General features: G+C 65.1%; 29 protein-coding genes and 3 tRNA genes. 21 read left to right on the top strand and 11 right to left on the bottom strand.

Features of this window, described 5'->3' with window-relative positions; genetic code table 11:
• Positions 1-47 precede the first annotated feature (47 nt).
• Positions 48-1526 (bottom strand): MATE family efflux transporter, encoded by a 1479-nt coding sequence (locus HTIA_RS11405; protein ID WP_008523575.1) that lies wholly within the window; start codon positions 1524-1526, stop codon positions 48-50.
• A gap of 325 nt (positions 1527-1851) precedes the next feature.
• Between HTIA_RS11405 and HTIA_RS11400 the strand changes: the two genes are divergently transcribed.
• The 7 genes from HTIA_RS11400 (at position 1852) to HTIA_RS11370 (ending at position 8778) form a co-directional block, all read left to right on the top strand.
• Entirely contained in the window at positions 1852-2973 is a 1122-nt protein-coding gene (locus HTIA_RS11400) for a pyridoxal phosphate-dependent aminotransferase (protein ID WP_008523576.1), read from the top strand.
• Positions 2974-3254: 281 nt separating this feature from the next.
• On the top strand, positions 3255-4217 hold the full coding sequence (locus HTIA_RS11395) for an AAA family ATPase (RefSeq protein ID WP_008523577.1): 963 nt from the start codon (positions 3255-3257) through the stop codon (positions 4215-4217).
• 1 nt (position 4218) lies between these two features.
• The gene (locus HTIA_RS11390; protein WP_008523579.1) at positions 4219-5244 is read left to right on the top strand and encodes a DUF58 domain-containing protein; all 1026 of its coding nucleotides are present in this window, start codon (positions 4219-4221) and stop codon (positions 5242-5244) included.
• Positions 5241-7541, top strand: coding sequence for a transglutaminase family protein (locus HTIA_RS11385; protein ID WP_020936386.1), 2301 nt, complete (start codon positions 5241-5243; stop codon positions 7539-7541). Before HTIA_RS11390 ends, HTIA_RS11385 begins: the two co-directional genes overlap by 4 nt.
• An 85-nt stretch (positions 7542-7626) precedes the next feature.
• Complete coding sequence (gene yciH, locus HTIA_RS11380) at positions 7627-7920, top strand: stress response translation initiation inhibitor YciH (protein WP_004516073.1); 294 nt, start codon at positions 7627-7629, stop codon at positions 7918-7920.
• A gap of 169 nt (positions 7921-8089) precedes the next feature.
• A complete protein-coding gene (locus HTIA_RS11375; RefSeq protein WP_008523581.1) occupies positions 8090-8446 on the top strand; it encodes a MarR family transcriptional regulator in 357 nt (118 codons plus the stop codon).
• A 2-nt stretch (positions 8447-8448) separates the two neighbouring features.
• Entirely contained in the window at positions 8449-8778 is a 330-nt protein-coding gene (locus HTIA_RS11370; protein WP_008523582.1) for a type II toxin-antitoxin system PemK/MazF family toxin, read from the top strand.
• 475 nt (positions 8779-9253) lie between these two features.
• On the opposite strand, the gene HTIA_RS11365 is transcribed toward HTIA_RS11370, so the two are convergent.
• From HTIA_RS11365 to HTIA_RS11340, 7 genes are all read right to left on the bottom strand, one after another.
• Positions 9254-9324: transfer RNA gene (locus HTIA_RS11365), tRNA-Gly, on the bottom strand.
• On the bottom strand, positions 9310-9498 hold the full coding sequence (locus HTIA_RS16420) for a hypothetical protein (protein ID WP_148290954.1): 189 nt from the start codon (positions 9496-9498) through the stop codon (positions 9310-9312). The genes HTIA_RS11365 and HTIA_RS16420 overlap by 15 nt, the downstream gene beginning before the upstream one ends.
• Positions 9499-9532: 34 nt before the next feature.
• Positions 9533-10177, bottom strand: a complete 645-nt coding sequence (locus tag HTIA_RS11360) for a class I SAM-dependent methyltransferase (protein ID WP_008523584.1) — start codon at positions 10175-10177, stop codon at positions 9533-9535.
• A gap of 12 nt (positions 10178-10189) precedes the next feature.
• A complete protein-coding gene (locus HTIA_RS11355; RefSeq protein WP_008523585.1) occupies positions 10190-11227 on the bottom strand; it encodes a tyrosine--tRNA ligase in 1038 nt (345 codons plus the stop codon).
• A 114-nt stretch (positions 11228-11341) separates the two neighbouring features.
• Complete coding sequence (locus HTIA_RS11350) at positions 11342-11794, bottom strand: type II toxin-antitoxin system VapC family toxin (protein ID WP_008523586.1); 453 nt, start codon at positions 11792-11794, stop codon at positions 11342-11344.
• Positions 11791-12150 carry a DeoR family transcriptional regulator gene (locus HTIA_RS11345; protein ID WP_008523587.1) on the bottom strand — a complete coding sequence of 120 codons (360 nt, stop codon included), beginning with the start codon at positions 12148-12150 and terminating at the stop codon, positions 11791-11793. Before HTIA_RS11345 ends, HTIA_RS11350 begins: the two co-directional genes overlap by 4 nt.
• A gap of 139 nt (positions 12151-12289) precedes the next feature.
• Positions 12290-13336: an Mrp/NBP35 family ATP-binding protein gene (locus tag HTIA_RS11340; RefSeq protein ID WP_008523711.1), complete on the bottom strand. Its 1047-nt coding sequence runs from the start codon at positions 13334-13336 to the stop codon at positions 12290-12292.
• A gap of 96 nt (positions 13337-13432) precedes the next feature.
• Here HTIA_RS11340 and HTIA_RS11335 point away from each other — a divergent pair, with 96 nt between their 5' ends.
• A complete protein-coding gene (locus HTIA_RS11335) occupies positions 13433-14647 on the top strand; it encodes an alpha-amylase domain-containing protein (RefSeq protein ID WP_008523712.1) in 1215 nt (404 codons plus the stop codon).
• Positions 14648-14666: 19 nt separating this feature from the next.
• Here HTIA_RS11335 and HTIA_RS11330 read toward each other — a convergent pair whose 3' ends face one another.
• From HTIA_RS11330 to HTIA_RS11320, 3 genes are all read right to left on the bottom strand, one after another.
• Positions 14667-15386, bottom strand: a complete 720-nt coding sequence (locus HTIA_RS11330; RefSeq protein WP_008523713.1) for an acetoacetate decarboxylase family protein — start codon at positions 15384-15386, stop codon at positions 14667-14669.
• Complete coding sequence (locus HTIA_RS11325) at positions 15383-16225, bottom strand: SDR family NAD(P)-dependent oxidoreductase (protein ID WP_021029551.1); 843 nt, start codon at positions 16223-16225, stop codon at positions 15383-15385. Before HTIA_RS11325 ends, HTIA_RS11330 begins: the two co-directional genes overlap by 4 nt.
• A 66-nt stretch (positions 16226-16291) precedes the next feature.
• On the bottom strand, positions 16292-17173 hold the full coding sequence (locus HTIA_RS11320; RefSeq protein WP_008523715.1) for a hypothetical protein: 882 nt from the start codon (positions 17171-17173) through the stop codon (positions 16292-16294).
• A 164-nt stretch (positions 17174-17337) separates the two neighbouring features.
• Here HTIA_RS11320 and HTIA_RS11315 point away from each other — a divergent pair.
• The 13 genes from HTIA_RS11315 (at position 17338) to rpsB (ending at position 23422) form a co-directional block, all read left to right on the top strand.
• Positions 17338-17420, top strand: a tRNA-Ser gene (locus tag HTIA_RS11315).
• Positions 17421-17439: 19 nt separating this feature from the next.
• Positions 17440-17970, top strand: coding sequence for a 30S ribosomal protein S13 (locus HTIA_RS11310; protein WP_008523716.1), 531 nt, complete (start codon positions 17440-17442; stop codon positions 17968-17970).
• The gene (locus HTIA_RS11305) at positions 17970-18479 is read left to right on the top strand and encodes a 30S ribosomal protein S4 (RefSeq protein ID WP_008523718.1); all 510 of its coding nucleotides are present in this window, start codon (positions 17970-17972) and stop codon (positions 18477-18479) included. Before HTIA_RS11310 ends, HTIA_RS11305 begins: the two co-directional genes overlap by 1 nt.
• Before the next feature lie 3 nt (positions 18480-18482).
• Positions 18483-18869 carry a 30S ribosomal protein S11 gene (locus HTIA_RS11300; RefSeq protein WP_008523720.1) on the top strand — a complete coding sequence of 129 codons (387 nt, stop codon included), beginning with the start codon at positions 18483-18485 and terminating at the stop codon, positions 18867-18869.
• Between the two features lies 1 nt (position 18870).
• Positions 18871-19614, top strand: coding sequence for a DNA-directed RNA polymerase subunit D (locus tag HTIA_RS11295; RefSeq protein WP_008523722.1), 744 nt, complete (start codon positions 18871-18873; stop codon positions 19612-19614).
• A gap of 117 nt (positions 19615-19731) precedes the next feature.
• Positions 19732-19816 (top strand) — tRNA-Leu (locus HTIA_RS11290).
• 18 nt (positions 19817-19834) lie between these two features.
• Positions 19835-20185, top strand: coding sequence for a 50S ribosomal protein L18e (locus tag HTIA_RS11285; RefSeq protein WP_008523725.1), 351 nt, complete (start codon positions 19835-19837; stop codon positions 20183-20185).
• Positions 20182-20646, top strand: coding sequence for a 50S ribosomal protein L13 (locus HTIA_RS11280; RefSeq protein WP_008523727.1), 465 nt, complete (start codon positions 20182-20184; stop codon positions 20644-20646). Before HTIA_RS11285 ends, HTIA_RS11280 begins: the two co-directional genes overlap by 4 nt.
• On the top strand, positions 20640-21038 hold the full coding sequence (locus tag HTIA_RS11275; protein ID WP_008523729.1) for a 30S ribosomal protein S9: 399 nt from the start codon (positions 20640-20642) through the stop codon (positions 21036-21038). Before HTIA_RS11280 ends, HTIA_RS11275 begins: the two co-directional genes overlap by 7 nt.
• Positions 21039-21052: 14 nt before the next feature.
• The gene (locus HTIA_RS11270; protein WP_008523730.1) at positions 21053-21247 is read left to right on the top strand and encodes a DNA-directed RNA polymerase subunit N; all 195 of its coding nucleotides are present in this window, start codon (positions 21053-21055) and stop codon (positions 21245-21247) included.
• On the top strand, positions 21247-21423 hold the full coding sequence (locus HTIA_RS11265) for a DNA-directed RNA polymerase subunit K (protein WP_008523732.1): 177 nt from the start codon (positions 21247-21249) through the stop codon (positions 21421-21423). The genes HTIA_RS11270 and HTIA_RS11265 overlap by 1 nt, the downstream gene beginning before the upstream one ends.
• A gap of 2 nt (positions 21424-21425) precedes the next feature.
• A complete protein-coding gene (gene eno / locus HTIA_RS11260; protein ID WP_008523734.1) occupies positions 21426-22625 on the top strand; it encodes a phosphopyruvate hydratase in 1200 nt (399 codons plus the stop codon).
• A complete protein-coding gene (gene rpsB / locus HTIA_RS11255; RefSeq protein WP_008523736.1) occupies positions 22622-23422 on the top strand; it encodes a 30S ribosomal protein S2 in 801 nt (266 codons plus the stop codon). Before eno ends, rpsB begins: the two co-directional genes overlap by 4 nt.
• Positions 23423-23467 lie beyond the last annotated feature (45 nt).

Genomic DNA, 23467 nt, shown 5'->3' with positions numbered 1-23467 from the left:
GTGGGCGAATCGATGTCGCGCGCCGTCGTCCGGTCGAATTACCTCGTCTATGGCTGGTCTGGCTCCTTTCTCCCGCCTGCGTCGCTGATCACGTCAGCCAGCCAATCGCCGCGGAAGAACACGATCGCCGCGACGATTGCAGCCGTGACGTTCGAAAGCGCAATGGCGGACCACGCGCCGATCGCACCGAGTGAGAGCACGAGTACGAACAGGGCCGCGAACGCCGCCCGGGCACCCCATAGCGTGGTCACGCCGACGCCCATCGCCAGGCGCGTCGACCCCGAACCGTAGAACGCGCCGTTCATCATGTGATAGGACGCCATGGCGAGCCACGTGGGCGTGACGACGCGGAGAAAGGTCGCGCCGTGATCGACGATCGTGGCGGCGTCCGGGCCAGTGATGAACAGCCCCACGATCGGCCGAGCGTAGACGAATGTGACGGCTCCCACGAGGAGAAAGGCAGCCGCCAGGATCGCGATCGCGACGTATACCGTCCGGCGGGCCCGATCGCGGTGGCCCGCGCCGAGGTTCTGGCCGACCACGGTTTCGACTGACATCCCCATCGCCACGGTCGGTAGCCAGACCAGCGAGACGAATCGGTTGCCGATCCCGTAGGCGGCGACGGCGTCGGTCCCGACGGTGGCGATCAGTGCCGTCATGACGATCGCGGCGACCGACTGCGTGCTCTGATCGATGGCACCCGGGACGCCCAGACGGACGATCTTGCCGACCGTCTCGACGTGCAATCGCAGGTCGTCGATCGAAAGCTGGAGACCGACGCGGCCGCCGAACAACAGCCAGAGCCCGATCGCGGCGGCGACGGCCCGTGAAAACACGGTCGCCACGGCCGCGCCCGTGACCCCGTGGCCAGCGAACCCGGTGATCGAGTACAGTGTCTCCTGTACGGATCCGGCCCCGAGCCACTCGAACAGCGGATTCTCGACGAAGCCGAGGACGAGAACCGGATCGAGCAGGATGTTGAGCACGACGCTGAACCCCATGAGGTACATCGGCGTCTTCGTGTCACCCCAGCCGCGAAGCAGTGCCATGAAGACGAAGAACCCGACAGTGAACGGGTTCCCGAGGATGACGATCCGGGCGTAGGCGACCGCTTGGGCGTGGATCGCCGTACCGGGTGTCGTCCCGATGATATCGAGTGCGTATGGGACTGCCAGGGCACCGACAGCCGCAATGGCAATCGAGAGCACGCCCACGAACGCCAGCGTCTGGCCGGCAACCGACCCGATGCGGTCGTCGTTGCCAGCGCCGACGTGCTGTGAGACGAGGATCGTCCCGGCGTTGGTCATGCCGCCGCCGACGCTGATCAACAGGAGGATCAGCGGCCAGGCGAACGCGAGGGCGCTCACGGCGTCGGCCCCGAGGCGGCCGACCCAGAACGTGTCTGTGAGGTTGTACGCGACCTGTAGCAACTGCGAGACGGTCAGCGGGCCGGCGAGCGCGAGCAGTGGCCACAGGATCGAACCGTCTGTGAATCGATCGGAGCGATCGTCCGTCGTCTGTGTCATTGAGATGCACTGGGGGTGTCGTTGCGTATCGGTGGTCGAATCGCGACGCTACGGAGACAGACACCCAGGCACCCGGTCGGATACGCGCCCGTCGCTGGGAACGCGCCTGGAAGCAACGGCTTCCGGGCGGGCAACCGGCCGTGGGCCTGGACAGTCAGGCCCAGTCACAGGGCGGCAGACATGAGAGCTATGCCGACCAACGCCGACACGGAGTATAGGCCTTTCGTCACTTCGCGGAGGGCTGCGTCCAGGTTTCGGGTACAAATACCGACAGCGTCTGTGCCCAGTAGCAAGGATTATCGCCCCCGCGTTCCGCGAGACGTGTATGACCCACTTCTCCGACCGTGTCGAGCAGGTGTCGATCTCGGGCATCCGCGAGGTCTTCGAGGCAGCGGACGAGGACGCGATCAACCTCGGCCTCGGCCAGCCTGACTTCCCCGCCCCAGAGCACGCCCGCGAGGCAGCCGTCGAGGCGATCCGAGCGGGCGAGGCCGACGCCTACACCTCGAACAAGGGCACCCGCGAGTTGCGCGAGGCCATCGCCGCAAAACACGCCCGCGACAACGACCTCGACATCGATCCGGAGCACGTCATCGCCACGTCGGGCGGCAGTGAGGCGTTGCACCTCGCCCTGGAAGCACATGTGAATGCGGGCGAGGAAGTCATCTATCCCGACCCCGGCTTCGTCTCCTACGAGGCGCTGACTCACCTCGCTGGCGGGACGCCCACACCGGTCGGGCTCCGGGACGACCTCACGCTCGATCCGGCCGACGTGGAAGCGGCGATCACCGACGACACTGCCGCCTTTGTGGTCAACAGCCCCGCCAACCCGACCGGCGCGGTCCAATCGCCCGAGGACATGCGCGAGTTCGCCCGCATCGCCGACGAACACGACGTGCTCTGTATCTCCGATGAAGTCTACGAACACATCGTCTTCGAGGGCGAGCATCGCTCGCCACTCGAGTTCACCGAGAGTGACAACGTCGTCGCCATCAACGCCGTCTCGAAGACCTACTCGATGACCGGGTGGCGACTCGGCTGGATCACGGGCAGCGAGGACCGCATCGAGCGCATGCTGCGCGTCCACCAGTACGCCCAGGCGTGTGCGAGCGCACCCGCCCAGTACGCCGCCGAGGCCGCGCTCTCGGGACCACAGGATCGCGTCACCGAGATGGTCGTGGCCTTCGAGGAGCGCCGAAACGTGCTGCTCGACGGGCTCGAAGACATGGGCCTGGAGACGCCGACGCCGAAGGGCGCGTTCTACGCGATGCCGAAAGTGCCCGAGGGATGGGTCGAGGAAGTGATCGACCGCGGCGTCGTCGTCGTGCCGGGCGGGGCCTTCGGCGACGGCGGCGAGGGGTACGCCCGCATCTCCTATGCGACCGACCTCGAACAGCTCCGGGAGGCGATCGACGTGATGCGAGCGGCGACAGCTGCCGTTCAGTGACGGTCGCGGCAGGTGGTCATCGCCGGGACGACTCAGCCTTTATTGGCCGCACGGGCGCTCGTTCGCACGGATCGCTCCGACCGTGAGCCCCAAGTAGCTAACCCCCATAACGAATCACGTACAATCATGGGACTTGCTCACAGCCGTCGGGTGCCCGGGATAGTTCCCATCGCCACGGTTGCACGGCGACGTTCGACCGTCGTCGCGACTGAACCAACCGACAGGGAATTCACTGGGGGGACAACCACGCCCGTCGCTTCCCGGATTGCAGTCTCCTATCAATGACAGATATCGAATCGACACCGACGGGAGTACAGCACGAACTCGACGTCGACGACGTCGGCGAGATCGCCGACAACGTTCTCGAGAACGTCGAGCGCGTCATCGTGGGCCATCGCGACGCGATCGAGCACATTCTGACGGCGCTGTTTGGCCGCGGGCACGTCCTGCTCGAGGACGTCCCCGGCGTCGGCAAGACGATGCTGTCACGAGCCATCGCGGAGTCGTTCGACTGCTCGTTCAAGCGCGTCCAGTTCACCCCTGACCTGTTGCCCTCAGACGTGACCGGGGCGAACGTCTACAACCAGCGCGACCAGACCTTCGAGTTCCGCGAGGGGCCGATCTTCGCCAACGTCGTCCTCGGCGACGAGATCAACCGCGCGCCGCCGAAAACCCAGTCGGCGCTGCTGGAAGCCATGGAAGAGGGCCAGGTGACGATCGACGGCGAGACCCATGCCGTCCCCGATCCCTTCGCCGTTATCGCGACCCAGAACACCGTCGAACGCGACCGCACCTACGACCTGCCGATGGCAGAACTCGACCGGTTCATGAAGAAGCTCGAACTCGGGTATCCGACCGCCGATGAGGAGTCCTCGATGCTCGAGAACGTCGTCGGCACCCACCCGATCGAGACCGTCGAACCCGTCGCCACGCTCGCCGACCTCGAGGCGATCCGAACGGTGACCGCCGGCGTCACCGTCGAGGATCCGATTCGCACCTACGTCACGCGGCTGGCTCGGTATACACGCAATCACGCCGAACTCGGCGCGAGTCCGCGGGCCTCGCTGCTGTTGCTCCGTGCGGCACAGGGTCGCGCAGTGCTACACGGCCGGGAGTACGTCGTTCCGGACGACATCCAGACAGAGGCACCGGTGGTCTTGCCCCATCGTGTCCGGAGCGGGACGACAGAACGCTCGTCGGCGGAGCTAGTCGCGGACGCGATCGAGGCCATCCCGGTCGAGTGATATGAGACTGACAACGCGCGGTCGCGTGACCCTCGCCGTCGCCGTCGCCGCGGTCGTGATGGCGTGGCTGTTCGGGGCCCGCTCGCTGAACGCCGTCGCCGTCCCGGCAGTGGTCGCTGTCGTCGCCGCGGTCGCCCAGGTTCGACTGGCGGATCAGCCATCGGCCGAGCGCTCGAACCTGCCGGCGGGCTTCCCCGATGAGACCCGCGAGGTCACCGTCTCGATCACCGGCTCACGTGGCACGATCGTCGAGGCGACGGACCCGCATCCGGCCGGCCTCTCGAGTACGGACAACACCGTTTCGGGAAGCCTTCCGACGACGCACACTTACGAACTGACGCTGACCGAACGGGGGAAACACGAGGTCGGCCCGCTCGCGGTCACGCTCCGGGACGTGTTCGGACTGGTCACCCACGAAGTCACGGTCGGCGACCCGACGAACGTGCTCGTCTACCCGGCGATCCACGACGTCGGGGGGTCGACCGTCCTGACAGCCGAACTCGAGCGCGCGCGTCGCCCGGAGCGCCAGGAGATCGACCAGTTGCGCGAGTACGTCCCCGGCGACCGCCTGCGGGACATCGACTGGAAGTCCTCCGCCAAGCGGCTCCCCGACCTCATCGTCACGGAGTTCGTCGGCCGGGAGGTCACGGGAGCGATCCGGATCGCCGTGAGCGCCGATCGGGATACCGCGGACGCGACCGCGAGCGCGGTCGCGAGTGTCGCCCTGTTCTTCGCACGGGCTGGCCTGGAAGTTGGGGTGCATACGCCCGACGGAGCACTCGAACCCGCCCAGGGAGTGGCCCACCGGACCGAGCTTCTGGGATTGCTGGCTGAAACTGGGGCTGGCACAGTATCTGAGCAGACCTGGGCCGACGCTGACGTCCGCGTCGCCGGCGAGGACGGCACGGTTACCCTCGACGTCGACGGCCGGAACAGTACCTTCGAAGAGATCCGGGCGGGCGACGGCCGTGATGGGAACACCGTCGCGTCGCTGGAATCCGAACGCACGGAGGTGACCACCGCGTGAGCGTCCTCGATCGGGAGTCTGACGTGGGCGTCCTCGATCGGGAGTCTGACGTGGGCGTCCTCGATCGGGAGTCTGACGTGGGCGTCCTTCGGCTCCTCGCGCTGGGCGGGGCAGCCCTCGTGATCGGGTCGTTCGTCGGCGTCGTCCACGATGTCGTCGACGTGATCGCCGACCCGAGTACGTTACAGCTCGTGGTGGCGGCGACGCTGGTCGGCGCGACCGTCGCCGCCCGGTATCTCACCGTCCGAAACGCCGTCGTCGTCGCGGGGGCGTTGCTGACCGGCGGGCTCGCGTGGTACCTCGCAGGACTCACCGGGGCGACGCTGTCGCCGTGGCCACACATCGAGTATACGATCGCCCTGCTCGCGGGCAACTCGATTCTGGGGATCGTCAACCTCGAGTCGTGGGTGATCGCCGTGACGCCCGCGCCGATATTCCTCGCGTGGTATCTCGCCGTCCGTCGCCACCACGTCGCGAGCGCGATCGTCGGCGGTGGGACGCTGCTGTTTTTCGTCCTCACGGGCGACGCCGGCACGGACCTGACGCTGGTCGGCGTCGTCGGCGTCGTGACGCTCGTCGGCGCTGGGGAACTCGGCCGACTCGGCGCCGCTGTCAGCGAGGCGGACGTCGTGGCGACGGTCGTCGCCGTCGCTATCGTCGCCTCGGCGACAGTGACGATCGTTCCGGCCGGGGCCGCGTTCTCGTTTTCGCCCGACGGAGGACTGGCAGAACCGGCCCCGATCAGTGCGGACAGCGCGGGCGGTGACGGGACACTCGAGGGGAGCCTTCTCAGTGCCGGCGAAGACCTCTCGATCCAGGGGAGTCTGGAGCTCACCTCGAAGGTCCGGTACCTCGTCGAAAGCGACGAGGAAAGTTACTGGCGGGTCGGGGCCTACGACCTCTATACCGGCGACGGCTGGGTCAGGCGAGGCGAGACAGGGCCACTCGATCGACGACTCGGCTCGCCAGCCGGCCGGTCACGGACCGTCGAGCAGACGTATCGAGCGATGTCGCCGATCGGAACCATGCCGGCCGTCTGGCGGCCTAGCGACGTCGCTGGACCGGTAGCCGAGAACGCTCGAGTGACGAGACTCGGCGGGCTTCAGCCGTCGACGCCACTTGACGCCAACGACACCTATCGCGTCACCAGCGAGGTGCCGATCGCGACAGGTACCGAACTTCGGAACGCAGGCCGTGAATATCCCGAGTCGATCACGAACCAGTACCTCCAGCTCCCCGACAGCACACCTGAACGCGTTGCCGAGCGCACTGAACGGCTGACGGCGAACGCGGACAATCCCTACGACACCGCCAGGATCATCGAGCAGTGGCTCGAGTCAAACCGCGAGTACTCGCTGAACGTCTCGAAACCGTCCGGGTCGGTCGCCGACTCGTTCCTCTTCGAGATGGACCGAGGGTACTGTACCTACTACGCGACGACGATGGCGACAATGTTGCGGACCCAGGACATCCCGTCCCGGTTCGTCGTCGGATACACGTCCGGCCAGCGCGTCGCCGAGGACGAGTGGGTCGTCCGTGGACACAACTCCCACGCCTGGGTCGAGGTGTACTTCCCCGAGGTCGGCTGGATCCGGTTCGATCCGACGCCGGCCAGCCCGCGGGACTCGACCGCCCAGCAGGACCTCCAGTCCGCCCGGCAAGCCAACGAGACCGACGTCGACACCAACCGAAGCCGGGGTGGCGAGTGGACGCCGACCCCGACCGAGACAGAGACGGCGACCGGAGGCGGCGACCAGCCGTCTTTCGACGAGAGGGACATGTCGATCCCGGATTACTACGGCCCGGACAGCGCGTTCACCAGAGACGACTTCGCGACAGGGGGGAACGTGACCGTGTCCACTCCCGAAAACTCGACGACGACCGCGAGCGAAAACGGAAGCCAAGAGCGACCCGGAGAAGACAGCGACGGAGTGATTCCAGGGATCGAACAGTTGACGCTCGCCGCACTCGTCGTGTTCGGGTTCGCCAGTGTCGTCCGCCGGAGCGGTCTCGCGGAACGGACCTACCGCGCAGTCTGGCTCCGCTGGCAGCCCCGCGAGGACCCGGCGACGGACGTCGACCGTGCCTTCGAGCGCCTGGAGTACGTCCTCGAACGACGCCACCGCGAGCGGCGTCCTGGCGAGACAGTCAACGACTACCTCTCGACTGTGGAGGCCGACGAGCGCGCCCGACGGGTCGCGGAAATCCGAGAGCAGATGCGATACGCCGGCGTCGTCGATCGAGCGGCCGCCGACGAGACGATCGAGCTAGTCGACGAACTCGTCGGCGGCGATTGAACGTCCAATCAACCGGGCTTTCGCGCCGATCTGCGTGCAAAATCCCGACAGTGTTTAATAGGAAGATTCCCAACAGGAAACTGTAATGTCGGAAGTCTGCTCGACGTGCGGGCTGCCTGAGGAGCTCTGCGTCTGTGAAGACGTCGCCAAGGAGTCCCAGGAGATCAACATCCGCATCGACGAGCGCCGTTACGGGAAAGAGGTAACGATCATCGAAGGGTTCGATCCGAAAGACGTCGACATGGACAGTCTGTCTTCGGACCTCAAATCGAAGTTCGCGTGTGGGGGGACTGTCGAGGACGGCCAGATCGAGCTCCAGGGCAACCACACCGGCCGCGTCGAGGATTTCCTCCGTGATAAGGGATTCAACGTCGCCTAACTGACTCTCGGTTTTACGTGTCGTGTCGGTGACCAGTCGTATCTTTCTTTTCGGATAAAACGTGACGGGCCAGCTCAACTCCGCAGACCCGTAGCCGAGCCCACAGTCGGCCGCGTGAGGAGTATGTTTATGACGATTGCGGACATACACTGACAGTGACGGACAGCACATGCCGATTCAACTGGATCCGGACGACGACGCAGAGATACCACCGGTCAAGCCGGGGACAAACGCCCAGGAACTCCTGGCTGTCCTCCTCGATCATCCGGACATGGGTTTCAGCCCGAAGGAACTCTCGGAACTCACGGACGTCCCACACACAAGCGTCCAAAAGACACTTTCGCGGATGCGAGAACGTGGGCTCGTCCGGAAGATCGACTCATACTGGGCGGTCGCCGACGATGTGGCAGCTTCGGAAGTTGCCTCCGCCGTTAGTCTCCAGAGTATTCAGGAAACGTACGGCGACGACGCCTACGGTGACGATGAATGGGTAGCGGACGCCCCCGATCTCGGGGACAACGCGTAGCAATGGCCTACGCCCAGGGAAGCGTGGTCATCGCACCAGCGACGTTCAAACGCGGACGACGACCGTATCTCGTCGTCTCGAACGCCGATCGACCGTTCGTCGGCGACCGATACACTGTGGCTGTTATCACGTCGACTGAACGCGATGACGCAGTCCCGATTGCGGAACGCTCGCTGACGGAAGGCGAACTCAAGACCGATCCGAGTTACGTCAGTCCGTGGTCGCTACACGTCTTCCCTGAGCAAGACATCGTCAAACGCGTTGCGCAGGTCGATACGGGGACAATGCGAACGGTGGCGGACCAGATTCAGGCGTTCACTCGGGTATTGTAAATCGGACTGCCGCAAAAGCACATTCGGCGCTCGCGGATTTGCGAGTGAGAGGTGTCCACAGCGAACGTAGTGAGCGAGGACACCCGAACGAGTAAAAAGAGGTAGTGCGCCGGCCGGGAGTGAGCGAAGCCGAAGGCTTCGCGATCTACGGGCGGCGCACGACCGCAGGGAGTGTGCCGGCCGGGAATTGAACCGGAGCCAGACGGTCGCTCACTTCGTTCGCGCTGCGACTCGCAGGGTTCAATTCCCTCAAAACCCATTCGGCGCTCGCGGATTTGCGAGCGCCAGAAGTGCGCCGGCCGGGAGTGAGCGAAGCCGAAGGCTTCGCGATCTACGGGCGGCGCACGACCGCAGGGAGTGCGCCGGCCGGGAATTGAACCGGAGCCAGACGGTCGCTCACTTCGTTCGCGCTGCGACTCGCAGGGTTCAATTCTTTCTTGTTGCATTTGCTGCTCGCGATTTGCTCGCAGCAAAATGCGCCGGCCGGGAATTGAACCCGGGTCGAGAGCTTGGAAGGCTCTTGTCATACCACTAGACCACCAGCGCGCTCGTCACTGCGTTCCTCGCGCGCCGAGGCTCGCAAATCCTCCGGATTTGCTCACCACCGGCAGACTCGCGTTGCTCGTCTGCCGAGCCCTGCTCGCTTCGCTCGGCAGGACACCGGCGCTCGTTCGGCGGGACTGCCAATCCGTCGGCGTCGAGTCCCACGTTCGCATCCAAACCTAACTCCGTCCCAGGTTAAGGGCGTTTCCTTTCAGCGCGACGCCGGACTGACGGTCCCATAGCAGTTTCCGCTGGAGACCTCGAACGCATCGAGCGAGAGCGCACTCGATTCAACGTCGGCCCGGAACTCCGCCGGCGCGTAGATGTGATAGAACCGCGGGGCTGTCTCGCCGCCGGGCAGCGTCCACTCGACAGTCGTGTCGAAGCCCGTCTCGGCGTCGGCTGGGGTGTCGAAGGTGTCGTGGGCCGTACTCCAGGCGCTGACGAGCGCCACTCCGCCGGAATACAGGACTCGCGCGAGTTCGTCGAGGCTGGCAATGCGCGCTTCTCGGGATGGCAGGTGATGCAGCGTCGCGATGTAGACGGCCAGATCGACGCGATCGGTCGCGATCGGAAGGTGCGAGGCGTCACCGAGCACGAAGCGACCATCCGGGACGCGCTCGGTCGCCGCGTCGAGCAGCGATCGACTCACGTCCACGCCGACCACTTGATCGGCCCGCTGCTGGAGCGTCTCGACGTGGCGGCCGTTGCCACAGCCGACGTCGAGCGCCAGATCCACTTCGGCCGCGTCGGCGACGAACGACTCGACTTCCGGCCAGGCATTGACTCGCGTCTTCGAGAAGTGCTCGCCGATATGGTCGTACGTTTCACGCACGTCCGCGCGGGAGCGATCCATCGTGAGCCTCGATCAGTCGTATTGTTCGGGATAGGCCTCGGCCAGCAACTGGGGCTGGGATTCGAGACGCTGCCGGATCGGATCGACGATATCGCCGATGTATTCGCCTGCGGCGTTTTTGAGGTCCTGGGGATGGAGTTCCTCGCTGGTGAAGTCACCCTCCAGATCCTCGTAGGAGTCATAGGTGAGGTTCCCGCCGTACTCCTCGGGCCGCTCGACGACGAAGGCCTCCTCGCGCTCCTCGAGGATGGGGAACACGAGATAGCGGACGTACTCCAGAACGCCGTTGCCCTCGACCTCGCCCATCGGACAGTAGGCATCGCCGATCTTCTCCTGGACTGTCGCTGGGTCGTCCGTGAGTGCGACCTTCGAGGACTCCTGGGAGGCACTCATCTTCCCACCCGTCAGTCCAGAGAGCAGCGGTGCGAAGACGCAGGTCGGGGCCTCGCCGCCGTGTTCGGGCAGGATCTCGCGGGAGAGCATGTAGATTCCGCGCTGGTCGATCCCACCGTAAGCTACGTCGGCGTCCAAAGCGTCGACGTCAAGAGTCTGCATGAGCGGATAGACGAGTCCACCCAAGTTCGGGGAGTCCGATTCGCGGACGACCTCGCTTGCGGCCCGCTGGGCGCGGGCGATCGTCGTCTCGGCAGTCATCCGCAGGAGTTCGAGTGTGTACTCGGAGTCGAGTTCGAAGTCACGTCCGCGCACGAACGTAATCTGTTCGGGATCGGCCCCGGCGGCCTCGACCATCGCCTCGATTGTTTCCTGGTAATAGGCAGTGCGGGCCTCCAGCAGATCGAACGGGCTCTTTGCGTCGTCGAGGTGGGCGTGCAGATCGGCGATCAGCACCGTCACGTCCATCCCGGCGTGCAGGAAGTCGGCGAGTTTCCGGATTGTCGTGAAGTGACCGATGTGCATCTCGCCGGTCGGGGCATAGCCGATGTAGACCGACGGCTCCTCGCGGTCCTCGAACAGCTCGCGTAACTCCGCCTCGGTGACGACCTCGGCGGTGTTGCGGGTCGCCAGGTCGACTCGCTCGTCCGTGTCCATACGGCTTCGTCCGAAGTCCGTCCCTAAAACGATTCGTTTCCCAGTCGAAGCGTGCTTGTCGCCGTCACCGTTGTCTGTCCACCTCGATAGAGCGCTCCGACCGACGCATGCGCCTCAGACTTCACCAGTATCGACTGGGACACGAGTCAACCCGAGCGTCGCAAAGTCATCGTCGAACGCGAAAATATGCGAGATATCGTACTCCTCGGCAAGCGTCGCGTTCATGTGATCGATGAACGAAATCGACTGATCGTCGTACTGTTCGAACTGCTTGACAGTCACGTCAAAGCGGTGCGGATCGACGTCGATCAGGTTGATCGAAGACGAGTCTCTGACAGTCGCTACGGCTTCGACCGCTTCGGCGTGGCCGACACCGTACAGCAGCGTCGTCGCCGTCTCCGAGAGGACGTATCGACTCGTGTACAGCGGCCCATAGGCGTATTCGCCTGCTCCGATCCCATCCAGTAACTCAGTGGCCGCGTCGTGATGTGTATCGTCCTCGTTGAATACCGCAACGAAGGCATTCGTATCCACGAACAGCGGCGTCGACCGAGAGACCTGACTCATGCCTCGTTACGGTACAACACGTCGTCGACACTCTCGGAGAGGTCCTCACGTCCCGACGCGAACGACGGCCTGTCGGCGAACAGCGGGTCGTCTGGATCGACGGGCTCCGGGTCAGTGTCGTATTCCTCCGTGATCCACCACACGACAGTCCGTCCGCTCTTTCGACGATCGACGACGCCGTCCCGGTGGAGTTCCCTGAGTTTCCGCCGGGCCGTCTCGGTGGAGCACTCCAAGTGCTCGGCGACATCTGTGGAGGTGACAACCGGCCCGTTCACGGAGCGAAAGACGTCCAATACGCGGGACCGTGAGATAGTCTCGACGAACTCCCCCGAGTCCGATCGTTCTCGGTTGCTCATACATGTCTTTGCTCACCATCTGGCAAAAGTCTTGTTGATACGCCATGTTGGCACTCCAATGTGGTCATAGTCCTCCGAATCACTCTCGAAATCAGCGGAAGAGGCTGTCCCGGACACCTAACAGAACGGCAAATCCCGTTCACTCGCTTTGCTCTGAAAGTCGATTTCGGTGGACGATCCCCTGGTTGTTCGCCGTGTTGGCGACGAAATTCCGGAAGGCACCGCTCACGTCGAGATCATCAGCCAGGACCGCGGGTCGGCCCTCGTCGCCGCGTTCGCGGATCTCCGGATCGAGTGGGATCTCGCCGAGGAACGGCATCTGGACCTGGTCGGCGAACTCCCGACCGCCACCCTCGCCGAAGATAGCGTGTTCGCTCCCGCAGTCCGGGCATTTGAACGAGCTCATGTTTTCGATGATGCCCAGCACGGGCGTCTCGTGCTTGCCGAACATCTCCAGACCCTTGCGGGCGTCGTCCAGGGCGACGCCCTGGGGCGTCGTGACGATCACCGCGCCCGTAACCGGGACGGTCTGGAGCAGGGTGAGCTGGGTGTCGCCGGTCCCCGGCGGGAGGTCGACGACGAGGTAATCGAGGTCGCCCCACTGGACGTCCTCGAACAGCTGGGTCAGGGTTTGGTGAACCATCGGCCCACGCCAGATCACAGGGTCGTCCTCGCCGAGCAGGAAGTCCATGCTCATGAGTTTCATGCCGTGTTTCTCCGGCGGGATGATCTGGTCGTCCTCGGTGGCTTCGGGGCGCTCGTGGGCGTCGAGCATCCGCGGGACGTTCGGCCCGTAGATGTCGGCGTCGAACAGCCCGACGCGCGCGCCCCGGTCGGCGAGTCCCGCCGCGAGGTTGACCGCGACCGTCGACTTGCCGACGCCACCCTTCCCGCTCGCGACCGCGACGACGTTTTTGACGCCCGGCAGGACGTCGCCCTCGGTGTCGCGGTCGATCGACGCGGTGAGCTCGACAGCCAGATCCGGCGCGGCGTCGCCGATGACCTCGCGAACGCGATCGGCGATAGTCGTCTCGGTCGGCGAGAACGGCGCACCCAGCGCGAGGTCGATGTGGGCGCTCCCGTTCTCCAGGGCGACGTCGTTGACCAGGCCCAGCGAGACGATGTCTCCCTCGAGATCCGGGTCTTCGACCGATGCAAGCAGTTCCCGCAACTCGGCTTCGTCCATGTGTCGAGATAGGCAACCAGCGATCGAAAAGACTTGTGACCCGTCCGCGCGCGAAAGGTCGGAAGTTCTTCGGTCCTCCGTGACGAACGACTGGCAATGTCCGTCTACGGTGCACCCGCGACCGGGTGCAAACCACGTAACGAGGACGCGATCGACCTCGGATCCGGCGGCGTCTACCAGTTCTATCACACGCCCTGGGACGCGATCCGCGAGGCACTCCCCGCCGTCGCCGCGGCGGGATACGACGCGATCCAGGTGCCGCCCGCCCAGCGGAGCAAGCGCACCTGGGCGGACCCGGAGCCGCGGGGCTACCAGCCCATCGACCACCTGGACTTCGACAGCGCGTTCGGCACCGAGAGCGAGTACCAGCAGATGGTCGAGACCGCCCACGAGCAGGGGCTGGCCGTCATCGCCGACGCGGTCGTCAACCACATGGCCGAGGGCGTCGATTTCGCGCAGTTCCCGCACTTCGGCTGGGGCGACTTCCGGCACGGCGGTCCGATCAGGGACGATACGGACGAGTGGGAACTAAAGCACCGCGATCTCGAGGGACTCCCGGATCTCCGCCAGGAATCCGAACACGTCCGGGAGGTGCTGGAAGCGTACGTCGAGAAGTACGCACGGCTGGGCGTCGACGGCATCCGCTGGGACGCAGTCAAGCACGTCCCGGCATGGTTCTTCCGGGACCATGCGAACCCCTGGGCGAGCGAGCGAGGGCTCTTCACGCTCGGCGAAGTCCTCCACGGCTCGGTCGACACCTGCGAGGAATACCTCGAAACGGGGATGACGGTCATGGACTACCCGCTCTATTTCACCATGCACGAGGAGGTGTTTCACCGCGATGGGGACTTCCGCGCCCTGGACGGGGCCGGACTCGTCGATCGACACCCCGGGCGGACGGTGACGTTCGTCTCCAATCACGACAGCTCGCCACCCGAGTACGAGGCACTCGCACACGCGTTCATCCTCACGTACGAAGGATATCCGCGAGTCTACAGCGGCCGCTTCGACCCGGAAGACGACACGATAGCGAGGTTGCTTTCGATCCGCCGGACCCTCGCCGTGGGGCCCGCACACACCCGCCACGTCGACCGCAATACGTACGTCTTCGAGCGCGAGGGCAACCTGCTGGTGGGACTCAACCGCGCCAGGGAGCGACGGTCGGTCACGGTCGAGACGTCCTGGGCGGCGACGCAGCTCAGCGAGCGATCCGACACCGGGGAGGACGTCACGACTGACGCCGACGGAACCGTCGAACTCTCGATTCCACCCACCGAATGGATCTGTTACGCGCCGCCGTCGAGGTCCTGAAGGGACGCCGCCGCCCGAATCAGCCGAGCGGTTCGCCCGCGCCGATCGTGAACTCGCAGTCGGCGGCCAGCCGGAAGAGCGGTTCCGTGCCGACACCGATGTCGTCCAACTGCCGGCCGGTCGGGTGCTCGCCGAACGACAGCGACGCCCCCTTCCCGCCGAACCACCCCCCGACGCGACCCCGCAACGTCGTGGGTTCCCGGAGGCGTTTGTCGTCCTTGATGGTGAAATTGTAGCCCGAGAGCCGCGCCGGGACGGTCGGCGGCCGCCGGATAGAGACCGAAAGTAGCGTCCCCTCCGCTGTCGTGACGGTTGCCCGTCGCGTCCGTCCCTCGTCGGTCACGTCGATAGTTGCGACGAGTTTGGGATAGCCCCAGACGTCGACGCCGAACGCCCGGGCGGGTTCAGTCGTCACCGGCAAGGTGTGGACGTAGCCGCTGGCCGGTCGCCGCAGCAACGAGACGTAGGGGACGGTCCGCGTTCCCGCTTCGACAGCCGGAAACAGGACGCCGACCTCGTCGTAGGGCGGGATCGTCTCCCTGCCGACGCGGTCGTACCGGACGACGAGGACGGTCATCGCGGCACGGTCGGCTCGCGTTCCGACAGGTTCCAGCCCAGTGGGGAGTAATTCCTCGACGGCCGCCCGGTCGGCGGGAAAGACAGCCCCTGCGATCGTCGCCGAAAGCGAGACCGGAAGCTCGAACGTCTGACCCGTCGAGACAGTGATCGACTCGGTCATTCGGTGATCGCCCCCCGGACGCGTTCGAGCGCAGCGAGCATTCGGATCGACACGCGCTGGCCGAGGTCCTGTACGGGCCGTGGCAGCCACCGCGTCGCGAGGACGAGCCGTGCAGGAAGCCCGACGGGATACCGGGCCGCCGGAGTCTCTGCGGTCGCCGCGTCGTGGATCGTCGCCGCGACGCGATCCGGGGTAACGGCGAGCGGCCCGCCACCGAGCAGCGCCCCTCCCTCGAGTGCGTCGTAGACGTCAGCGTACCGAGCCGAGCGCTCGAACCCGGACAGATGGCGATCTGATTCGGCGCTGAATCCGGTGTCGACCCAGGCGGGTGCAACCAGCGTCACGTCGACGGACCCCCCGGCGACCTCGATCCGGAGGGCATCGGCCATTCCCTCGATTGCGTGCTTTGACCCCGCGTACGCGCCCATGCCTGGCGTGACGACGCGACCGTGCGTGCTGGAAACGACGACAGCGGATCCGCCCCGCTCCCGCAGCAACGGCAGGCCGGCTGTGATCGTCCCAAGCGTCCCCTGGACGTTGACGGCGAACTGCCGCTCGACCCGTTCGGCCGGCAGGTCTTCGAGCGGTCCCGGTTGGCAGTACCCGGCGTTGGCGACCACGCAGTCGAGGCCCCCGGCCTCGGTGCGGATCCGTTCGTAGAGCCGCCCGATAGCCGCACCGTCGGTCACGTCCAGGGTGGTGGTCTCACACCCGTCGAGGTCGCCGAGCCCGTCGGCATCGATGTCGACAGCGTACACCCGCCAGCCAGCCGACGCGAACCGGCGGGCTGTCGCCCGGCCGATCCCGGAGCTCGCGCCGGTGACGAGAACGGTTTCCATCGGGACAGGGATCACAGCCCTGGCCGAAAGTCGTTCCGCTCGAAGCGAGGACAGTAGCTGACAAAATCACGCTCCGTCGCTTTGCTGTTGCCACATGCCGTGACGACCCTCCATCTCCTGCGGCATGCCTCCTTGGTGGCCGGATTGACGTTGCTTCTTGGGGCAATAGATGACGTATATCCGGGTATACGCGAGGGTTACGACAGCGGTCACCACCCCAGCCCACACGGCGAGAACTATCGCAAGGACCGGCTCGGCAAGCGTCGGTGAGAGACGCACAATCGGCGCATGTCCGAGCGTGAGGACGAGGAGCAACCCGAGTGCAGCGAGTCTCGACTCGGCGAACGCTGTTCGTCCCTGTCTCATCGATCGGTCGAGGACGACAGCGGGAACGACAACGAGAAACTCAGCCAGCAGATACCCACCGAGAACTGCTATGACCAGCTTATAGGGCAGGTAGCCGTCCGAAATCAGGAAAGAGACGCCGAAAAGTATCGGGAACGCAAATATGATCGCCGTGAACAAAACGGCCGGGAGCGACTCCAAGAAAGCGCCGAGCCGTGCGACGACGGTCCGGTGGCGATCCTCGAGCGCATCTACGGCGACCACCCCTGCGACGGCCCCTACCGCCACGATGCCGAAAAACGATATCCCCCACCGGGGCAGGCCACTGAATGCGACGAACAGTTCCATCTCGCTTTGAAAGATGAACAACTCCACGCTGCTGGCTACGAGCGCCACCACGACCAGGAGTGGCGACGCACGGAGGACACCCACTGCCCACCGGAGCGTCGCCAGGATGTGACGGCCGGGGAGCCGTTGCTGTTCGGTCTCCGTCTCGGATCCGTCCTCGGACCACCCAGTCTTGGATTCAGTAGCCTCCCGCGCCGTATCTGACCCGTCGCCTGACCACCCACCGTCCGATTCGTCGACGGACCGATCACTCATATAAGCAATAATCGTACCAAGATGAGCATAAGTGCTATGATACACCTTCACATCACGTCGGCGACCCTTTCGTTGCGTTTATATACCGACGACAGGTACGGAAGAGTACGCATCGTGTAGGGGGTCGGCCCCGAGTCCGAGAGGGCGCGAGTACGTGACCGCGAGTCGTGGTAGCCAAGCGGCCCAAGGCGCATGGTTGCTAACCATGTGGCGTAAAGCCTCCGGGGTTCGAATCCCCGCCACGACGTTTCACGAGATCACCACATATGAGCGCAGAAGACCCAGACGCGGCCGAAGTGGAGGACGACGAGGACCTCCGCTATTTCGTCCGCATCGGACAGACCGACCTCGACGGCACGAAGTCCGTCGAGCGAGCCCTGACAGACATGAACGGTATCGGCCAACGCGCGGCCCGCATCATCGCCAACGACGCCGACATCGACCGGCGCGAGACCTTCGGCCGGCTCGAAGACGACGAGATCGAGGCGATCGTCGAGCGCGTCGAAGGCTTCGCCGACGACGTGCCCGAGTGGCTCGCGAACCACCGCAACGACTTCTTCGACGGCGAGACCACCCACGAGATCGGCAACGATCTCAACCTCACCCGCCGCCAGGACATCAACCGCATGAAGATGGTCAACGCCTACAAGGGCGTTCGTCACAAGCGCGGCCAGAAGGTCCGCGGCCAGCGGACGAAGTCCACCGGCCGGACCGAGGGGACCATCGGCGTCAACGTCGAGGCGATCAAAGAAGAGCAGGCCGAGGAAGCGGCAGCCGCCGAGGAGGATGAAGAATAATGGCACTCGGTTCAAACACCAAGTTCTACGAGACGCCCAACCACCCCTTCCAGGGCGAGCGCATCGCCGACGAGCAGAGTCTCATCGGCCAGTACGGCCTCAAGAACAAGGAGGAACTCTGGCGCGCCCAGTCGGAACTTCGTTCCTACCGTCGTGAGGCCCGGAAGCTGCTGGGCAGCGGTGGGACAGCCGAGGAGAGCGAGGAGTTCATCGCACGGCTCAAACGCTACGCCATCTTAGACGAGGGTGACGCACTGGACGACGTCCTCTCGCTGGACGTGACCGACGTCCTCGAGCGTCGCCTCCAGACGGTTGCCTACCGAAACGGACTGGCCAACACGGCCGAGCAGGCCCGCCAGTTCATCACCCACGGCCACGTCACCGTCGACGGCAAGCGGGTGTCGATCCCGTCGAAGACAGTCGCCGTCGAGGAGGAAGCGGCCATCGAGTTCGACGAGAACAGTCCGCTGGCCGACGAACTCCACCCCGAACGCGCGGAGGAACGATAAGCCATGTCCGGAGAGCAATCCAAGTGGGGCATCGCCCACGTGCACGCATCGTTCAACAACACGGTCATCACGATCACCGACCAGACCGGTGCCGAGACACTGGCGAAGTCCAGTGGCGGGACGGTCGTCAAGCAGAACCGCGACGAGGCTTCGCCCTACGCCGCGATGCAGATGGCCGAGACCGTCGCCGAGGACGTCCTCCAGCAGGGCGTCGAAGGCGTTCACGTCCGCGTGCGTGGTCCCGGTGGCAACCAGCAGCAGAACCCCGGACCGGGCGCACAGGCGACCATCCGGGCGCTGGCTCGCGCCGGCCTCGAAATCGGTCGCATCGAGGACGTGACCCCGATCCCACACGACGGCACCCGCAGCCCAAAATCCAGCGGATTCTAACATGGCCGAATACGACGTCACGTTCATCGAGCGCGGGGAACGCGAGGCCCGGTTTCTGGTCCGGGGAGTGACCCCTGCGTTCGCGAACGGCGTCCGCCGGGCGATGGTCGCGGACGTGCCGACGTTCAGCATCGACACCGTCCGGGTCATCGAGAACTCGAGCGTGATGTTCGACGAGCAGATCGGGCTTCGACTCGGGCTCGTTCCGCTGACGACGCCCGTCGGCGAGTTCGAGATCGGCGAGGAGGTCACGCTGGCGCTCGACGTCGAAGGCCCCGATACGGCCTACTCCGGCGACCTGGTCGGAAACGACGAGATGGTTGGGCCAGCCGAACCGGACGTCCCGATCATCGAACTCAAGGACGACCAGCGGCTGGAACTCGAAGCCGATGCCGTCCTCGATACGGGACGGGAGCACGCCAAACACCAGGGCGGCGTGGCCGTCTCCTACCGACACCTCCAGCGTGTCGAGCCTCAGGGCGAGCGCGAGGAGTTCGCCGACGACGACGCCGAGATCGTCCGGGGCGTCATCGAGGACGACGGCGAACTCGTCCCGACCGAGGACTTCGATCACGACCTGACGAAGCGATACCCCGACACGCAGGTCGAGATCGAGGACGTGACCGACGCCTTCGTCTTCCACGTCGAGACCGACGGTTCCTTCGACGTGGACACGCTGGTCAAGGAGGGCGTCGGCACGCTCCGGCGACGCGCTGAGGAACTGACCGAAACGATTCAGCTATAACGATGACCGTGCCCCGAACCCCCACGACGACGTCGCCTGCCCCTCGCGGTGCGAGCGCGGCGTCCATCGGTTCGACCGAAAGGGGTTTTACGGGCCAGACAGAACCGAACAATGTTCGCAGGGATAGCCAAGTTTGGCCAACGGCGCAGCGTTCAGGGCGCTGTCCCGTAGGGGTCCGCAGGTTCAAATCCTGCTCCCTGCACTTTTCAGGAGGAACGTCATGAGTAAGAGTAATCCGAGACTGCGTAGTCTCATCGCCGACCTCAAGTCGGTCGCCCGCGACGGCGGCGGTGACGTCTGGAGTGACGTCGCCGAGCGCTTAGAGAAACCCCGACGCACCCACGCGGAGGTCAACCTGGGTCGCATCGAGCGATACGCCCAGGAAGACGAAACCGTGGTCGTCCCCGGGAAGGTTCTCGGCAGCGGCGTCCTGCAGAAGGACGTCACCGTCGCCGCCGTCGACTTCTCGTCGACGGCCGAGCGGAAGATCGACCAGGTCGGCGAGACACTGAACGTCGAACAGGCACTCGAAGACAATCCGGACGGTTCGAACGTACGGGTGATTCGATGAGTATCGCGACCATCGACGCGGACGTCGTCGTCGACGCCCGCGACTGCATCATGGGTCGCGTCGCGAGCCAGGTGGCCGAACGCGCACTCGACGGCGAGACGGTCGCCGTCGTCAACGCCGAGCGTGCAGTCATCACCGGCAGCGACGAGGACGTCTACGAGACGTACAAGACCCGGACCGACGTCGGCTCCGACCGGGGGCCGGCCTATCCCACCCGCCCGGACGGCATCTTCAAGCGGGCCATCCGCGGGATGCTTCCGTACAAGAAGCCCCGCGGTCGCGAGGCCTTCGAGAACGTCCGTGTGTACCTGGGCAACCCCTACGAGGGGGGCCAGGACAGAAACGGCGACCCCGTCGAGACGGAGGTCCTCGAGGGCACGTCGCTGGATCGACTGTCGAACATCAAGTTCGTCCAGCTGGGCGAGCTTTCGGAAGACCTCGGAGCAAACGTAACATGGTAACGAATACATCAGGCAAGAAGAAGACGGCAGTCGCCCGCGCGACAGTGTCGGACGGCGACGGGCGGATTCGGATCGACTCCCGCCCGGTCGAACTCGTCGACCCGGAGCTGGCGAAGCTCAAGATGCTCGAGCCGTTCCGCATTGCGGACGACGACCTGCGAGAGGGCGTGGACATCGAGGTTCGCCTCGAGGGCGGCGGCGTCATGGGACAGGCAGACGCTGCCCGGACGGCCATCGCTCGCGGGCTCGTCCAGCACACCAACGACGCGGAACTCCGTGACGCGTACATGGAGTTCGACCGGTCGCTACTGGTCAACGACGTGCGCCAGAGCGAACCCAAGAAGTGGGGCGGCCCGGGTGCGCGCGCTCGATACCAAAAATCTTACCGCTGAGGTGATCATACGTCATGATGATACCGGTCCGATGTTTCACCTGTGGCAATGTGATCGGCAGCGAGTGGGAGGAATTCAAAGAACGGGCCCGCGAGGGCGACGAGGATCCCGAGGAAGTCCTAGACGACCTCGGCGTCGAACGGCACTGCTGTCGCCGGATGCTCGTCTCCCACGAGGACCTGGTCGACGTGGTTTCCCCCTACCAATAATGCCGAACGAACAATACAACCGCTACGAAAAGGCCCGGATTCTCGGTGCCAGAGCGCTGCAGGTGGCATACGGAGCACCGGTACTGATCGACACCGATCAGACCCAGCCGATCCTCATCGCGGCCGAGGAGTACGACGCTGGTGTCCTGCCGTTTACGGTCAATCGAGGTAACTAACGATGACGCTAATCACGAACGTAACACTAAGACGCGTACTGGACTCACGAGGAAACCCGACTGTCGAAGCCGACGTCACCACCGAGAGCGGTGGCTTCGGCCGTGCCGCCGCACCGAGTGGCGCATCCACGGGCGAACACGAAGCGATCGAACTGCCGCCGAGCGAGGCGATCGCGAACGCCCGCGACCTGGCCGTCCCCCGACTCGAGGGCGAGGTCTACGCCGGCGATCAGCGATCTGTCGACGCGGCGCTGCACGCCGCCGACGGGACCGACAACTTCTCGGAGATCGGCGCGAACTCCGCGGTCGCCATCTCGATGGCCGCCGCGAAGGCCGGTGCCGACGTCCTGGGTGCGCCCCTCTATCAGCACCTCGGTGGCACCTTCCGTGGCGACCGGTTCCCGACTCCGCTGGGCAACGTCGTCGGCGGTGGCGAACACGCCGAAGAAGCGACCAACATCCAGGAGTTCCTCTCGGCACCCGTCGGCGCACCGAGCGTGACGGAAGCCGTCTTCGCCAACGCCGAGGTCCACGCCGAGATCAGTTCGATCCTCGAGGAGCGCGGCGTGCCCGTCAACAAGGGCGACGAGGGCGCGTGGGCCCCGCCGATCGGTGACGACAAGGCCTTCGAGGTCGTCGCCGAGGCGACCGACCGCATTAGCGACGAGCGCGGCTTCGAGATCAGCTTCGGGTTGGACATGGCCGCCGCCGAGATGTACGACGGCGAGGAGTACGTCTACGAGGGAGAGCCCAACCGCTCGACCCAGGAGCAGATCGACTATGTCGTCGAGATGGTCGAGGAGTATGACCTCGCGTACGTCGAGGATCCCCTCGACGAGAACGACTTCGAGGCCTTCGCCGAACTCACCGAGCGCGTCGGCGACCAGACGCTCATCTGTGGCGACGACCTCTACGTGACGAACGTCGAGCGCCTCCAGGAAGGCATCGACCTGGGTTCGTCGAACTCCATCCTCATCAAGCCCAACCAGATCGGGACGCTGACCGACGCGGTCGACGCGATCGAACTCGGCTCGCGAAACGGTATCGAGTCGGTCGTCTCCCACCGCTCGGGTGAGACCGAGGACACGACGATCGCCCACCTGGCCGTCGGCGCGGCCGCCCCCTACATCAAGACGGGGACGGTGGCCGGCGAGCGGACGGCCAAGCTGAACGAACTCATCAGGATCGAAGAGAACGCATGAGCGACGAGGAAAGTGACATCGAGGCAGACGAGACCGAGGCCGCCTCGGAGCCCGACGACGCCGGCGTGGTAACCGAGGAGAGCGCGCCCGAGGCGGACGGCGAGGAGCCGTCGGGCGACGACGAGGTCGGGGCACAGGACGACGCTGGAACGAACGACGCGGCCGAAGAGAGTCCGGCCCAGCTCGACGAGAACGTCATGCCGGACGCCCAGTCGGAGGCAGACCTGCTGATCCCGGTCGACGACTACCTCTCGGCCGGTGTCCACATCGGGACCCAGCAGAAGACCAGCGACATGGACCGGTTCATCCACCGCGTCCGGACCGACGGGCTGTACGTGCTCGACGTGAGTATGACCGACCAGCGCATCCGCACGGCTGCGGACTTCCTGGCCAACTACGACCCCGAGCAGATCCTCGTGGCCTCCTCCCGGCAGTACGGTCGCTTCCCGGCCGAGAAGTTCGCCGACGCCGTCGGCGCACGCGCCCGGACCGGCCGCTTCATCCCGGGGACGCTGACCAATCCGGACTACGACGGCTACATCGAACCGGACGTCGTCGTGGTCACGGACCCGATCGGCGACGCCCAGGCCGTCAAGGAGGCCATCACGGTCGGCATCCCGGTCATCGCGATGTGTGACTCCAACAACACGACCGGCAACGTCGACCTGGTCGTCCCGACCAACAACAAGGGTCGCAAGGCACTGAGCGTCGTCTACTGGTTGCTCGCCAACGAGACGCTCGATCGCCGCGGTGCGGAGCCGGCCTACTCGCTGTCGGACTTCGAGAGCGAGATCTAGGTCTGACGCAGTCTCGGATTTTCGCAGTAATCGGCGTTTCGACTC

Source organism: Halorhabdus tiamatea SARL4B (assembly GCF_000470655.1).
In the GTDB taxonomy this organism is placed as follows: Archaea; Halobacteriota; Halobacteria; order Halobacteriales; family Haloarculaceae; genus Halorhabdus; species Halorhabdus tiamatea.
The sequence above is the reverse complement of the archived record's forward strand: the minus strand, read 5'-3'. Positions and strand labels throughout refer to the sequence as shown.

Bases quoted from the DNA above. Each gene is read 5' to 3' on its own strand.
- HTIA_RS11405 (WP_008523575.1), bottom strand. From the start codon at position 1,526: ATGACACAGACGACGGACGATCGCTCCGATCGATTCACAGACGGTTCG.
- HTIA_RS11400 (WP_008523576.1), top strand. From the start codon at position 1,852: ATGACCCACTTCTCCGACCGTGTCGAGCAGGTGTCGATCTCGGGCATC.
- HTIA_RS11395 (WP_008523577.1), top strand. From the start codon at position 3,255: ATGACAGATATCGAATCGACACCGACGGGAGTACAGCACGAACTCGAC.
- HTIA_RS11390 (WP_008523579.1), top strand. From the start codon at position 4,219: ATGAGACTGACAACGCGCGGTCGCGTGACCCTCGCCGTCGCCGTCGCC.
- yciH (WP_004516073.1), top strand. From the start codon at position 7,627: ATGTCGGAAGTCTGCTCGACGTGCGGGCTGCCTGAGGAGCTCTGCGTC.
- HTIA_RS11375 (WP_008523581.1), top strand. From the start codon at position 8,090: ATGCCGATTCAACTGGATCCGGACGACGACGCAGAGATACCACCGGTC.
- HTIA_RS11370 (WP_008523582.1), top strand. From the start codon at position 8,449: ATGGCCTACGCCCAGGGAAGCGTGGTCATCGCACCAGCGACGTTCAAA.
- HTIA_RS11360 (WP_008523584.1), bottom strand. From the start codon at position 10,177: ATGGATCGCTCCCGCGCGGACGTGCGTGAAACGTACGACCATATCGGC.
- HTIA_RS11355 (WP_008523585.1), bottom strand. From the start codon at position 11,227: ATGGACACGGACGAGCGAGTCGACCTGGCGACCCGCAACACCGCCGAG.
- HTIA_RS11350 (WP_008523586.1), bottom strand. From the start codon at position 11,794: ATGAGTCAGGTCTCTCGGTCGACGCCGCTGTTCGTGGATACGAATGCC.
- HTIA_RS11345 (WP_008523587.1), bottom strand. From the start codon at position 12,150: ATGAGCAACCGAGAACGATCGGACTCGGGGGAGTTCGTCGAGACTATC.
- HTIA_RS11340 (WP_008523711.1), bottom strand. From the start codon at position 13,336: ATGGACGAAGCCGAGTTGCGGGAACTGCTTGCATCGGTCGAAGACCCG.
- HTIA_RS11335 (WP_008523712.1), top strand. From the start codon at position 13,433: ATGTCCGTCTACGGTGCACCCGCGACCGGGTGCAAACCACGTAACGAG.
- HTIA_RS11330 (WP_008523713.1), bottom strand. From the start codon at position 15,386: ATGACCGAGTCGATCACTGTCTCGACGGGTCAGACGTTCGAGCTTCCG.
- HTIA_RS11325 (WP_021029551.1), bottom strand. From the start codon at position 16,225: ATGGAAACCGTTCTCGTCACCGGCGCGAGCTCCGGGATCGGCCGGGCG.
- HTIA_RS11320 (WP_008523715.1), bottom strand. From the start codon at position 17,173: ATGAGTGATCGGTCCGTCGACGAATCGGACGGTGGGTGGTCAGGCGAC.
- HTIA_RS11310 (WP_008523716.1), top strand. From the start codon at position 17,440: ATGAGCGCAGAAGACCCAGACGCGGCCGAAGTGGAGGACGACGAGGAC.
- HTIA_RS11305 (WP_008523718.1), top strand. From the start codon at position 17,970: ATGGCACTCGGTTCAAACACCAAGTTCTACGAGACGCCCAACCACCCC.
- HTIA_RS11300 (WP_008523720.1), top strand. From the start codon at position 18,483: ATGTCCGGAGAGCAATCCAAGTGGGGCATCGCCCACGTGCACGCATCG.
- HTIA_RS11295 (WP_008523722.1), top strand. From the start codon at position 18,871: ATGGCCGAATACGACGTCACGTTCATCGAGCGCGGGGAACGCGAGGCC.
- HTIA_RS11285 (WP_008523725.1), top strand. From the start codon at position 19,835: ATGAGTAAGAGTAATCCGAGACTGCGTAGTCTCATCGCCGACCTCAAG.
- HTIA_RS11280 (WP_008523727.1), top strand. From the start codon at position 20,182: ATGAGTATCGCGACCATCGACGCGGACGTCGTCGTCGACGCCCGCGAC.
- HTIA_RS11275 (WP_008523729.1), top strand. From the start codon at position 20,640: ATGGTAACGAATACATCAGGCAAGAAGAAGACGGCAGTCGCCCGCGCG.
- HTIA_RS11270 (WP_008523730.1), top strand. From the start codon at position 21,053: ATGATGATACCGGTCCGATGTTTCACCTGTGGCAATGTGATCGGCAGC.
- HTIA_RS11265 (WP_008523732.1), top strand. From the start codon at position 21,247: ATGCCGAACGAACAATACAACCGCTACGAAAAGGCCCGGATTCTCGGT.
- eno (WP_008523734.1), top strand. From the start codon at position 21,426: ATGACGCTAATCACGAACGTAACACTAAGACGCGTACTGGACTCACGA.
- rpsB (WP_008523736.1), top strand. From the start codon at position 22,622: ATGAGCGACGAGGAAAGTGACATCGAGGCAGACGAGACCGAGGCCGCC.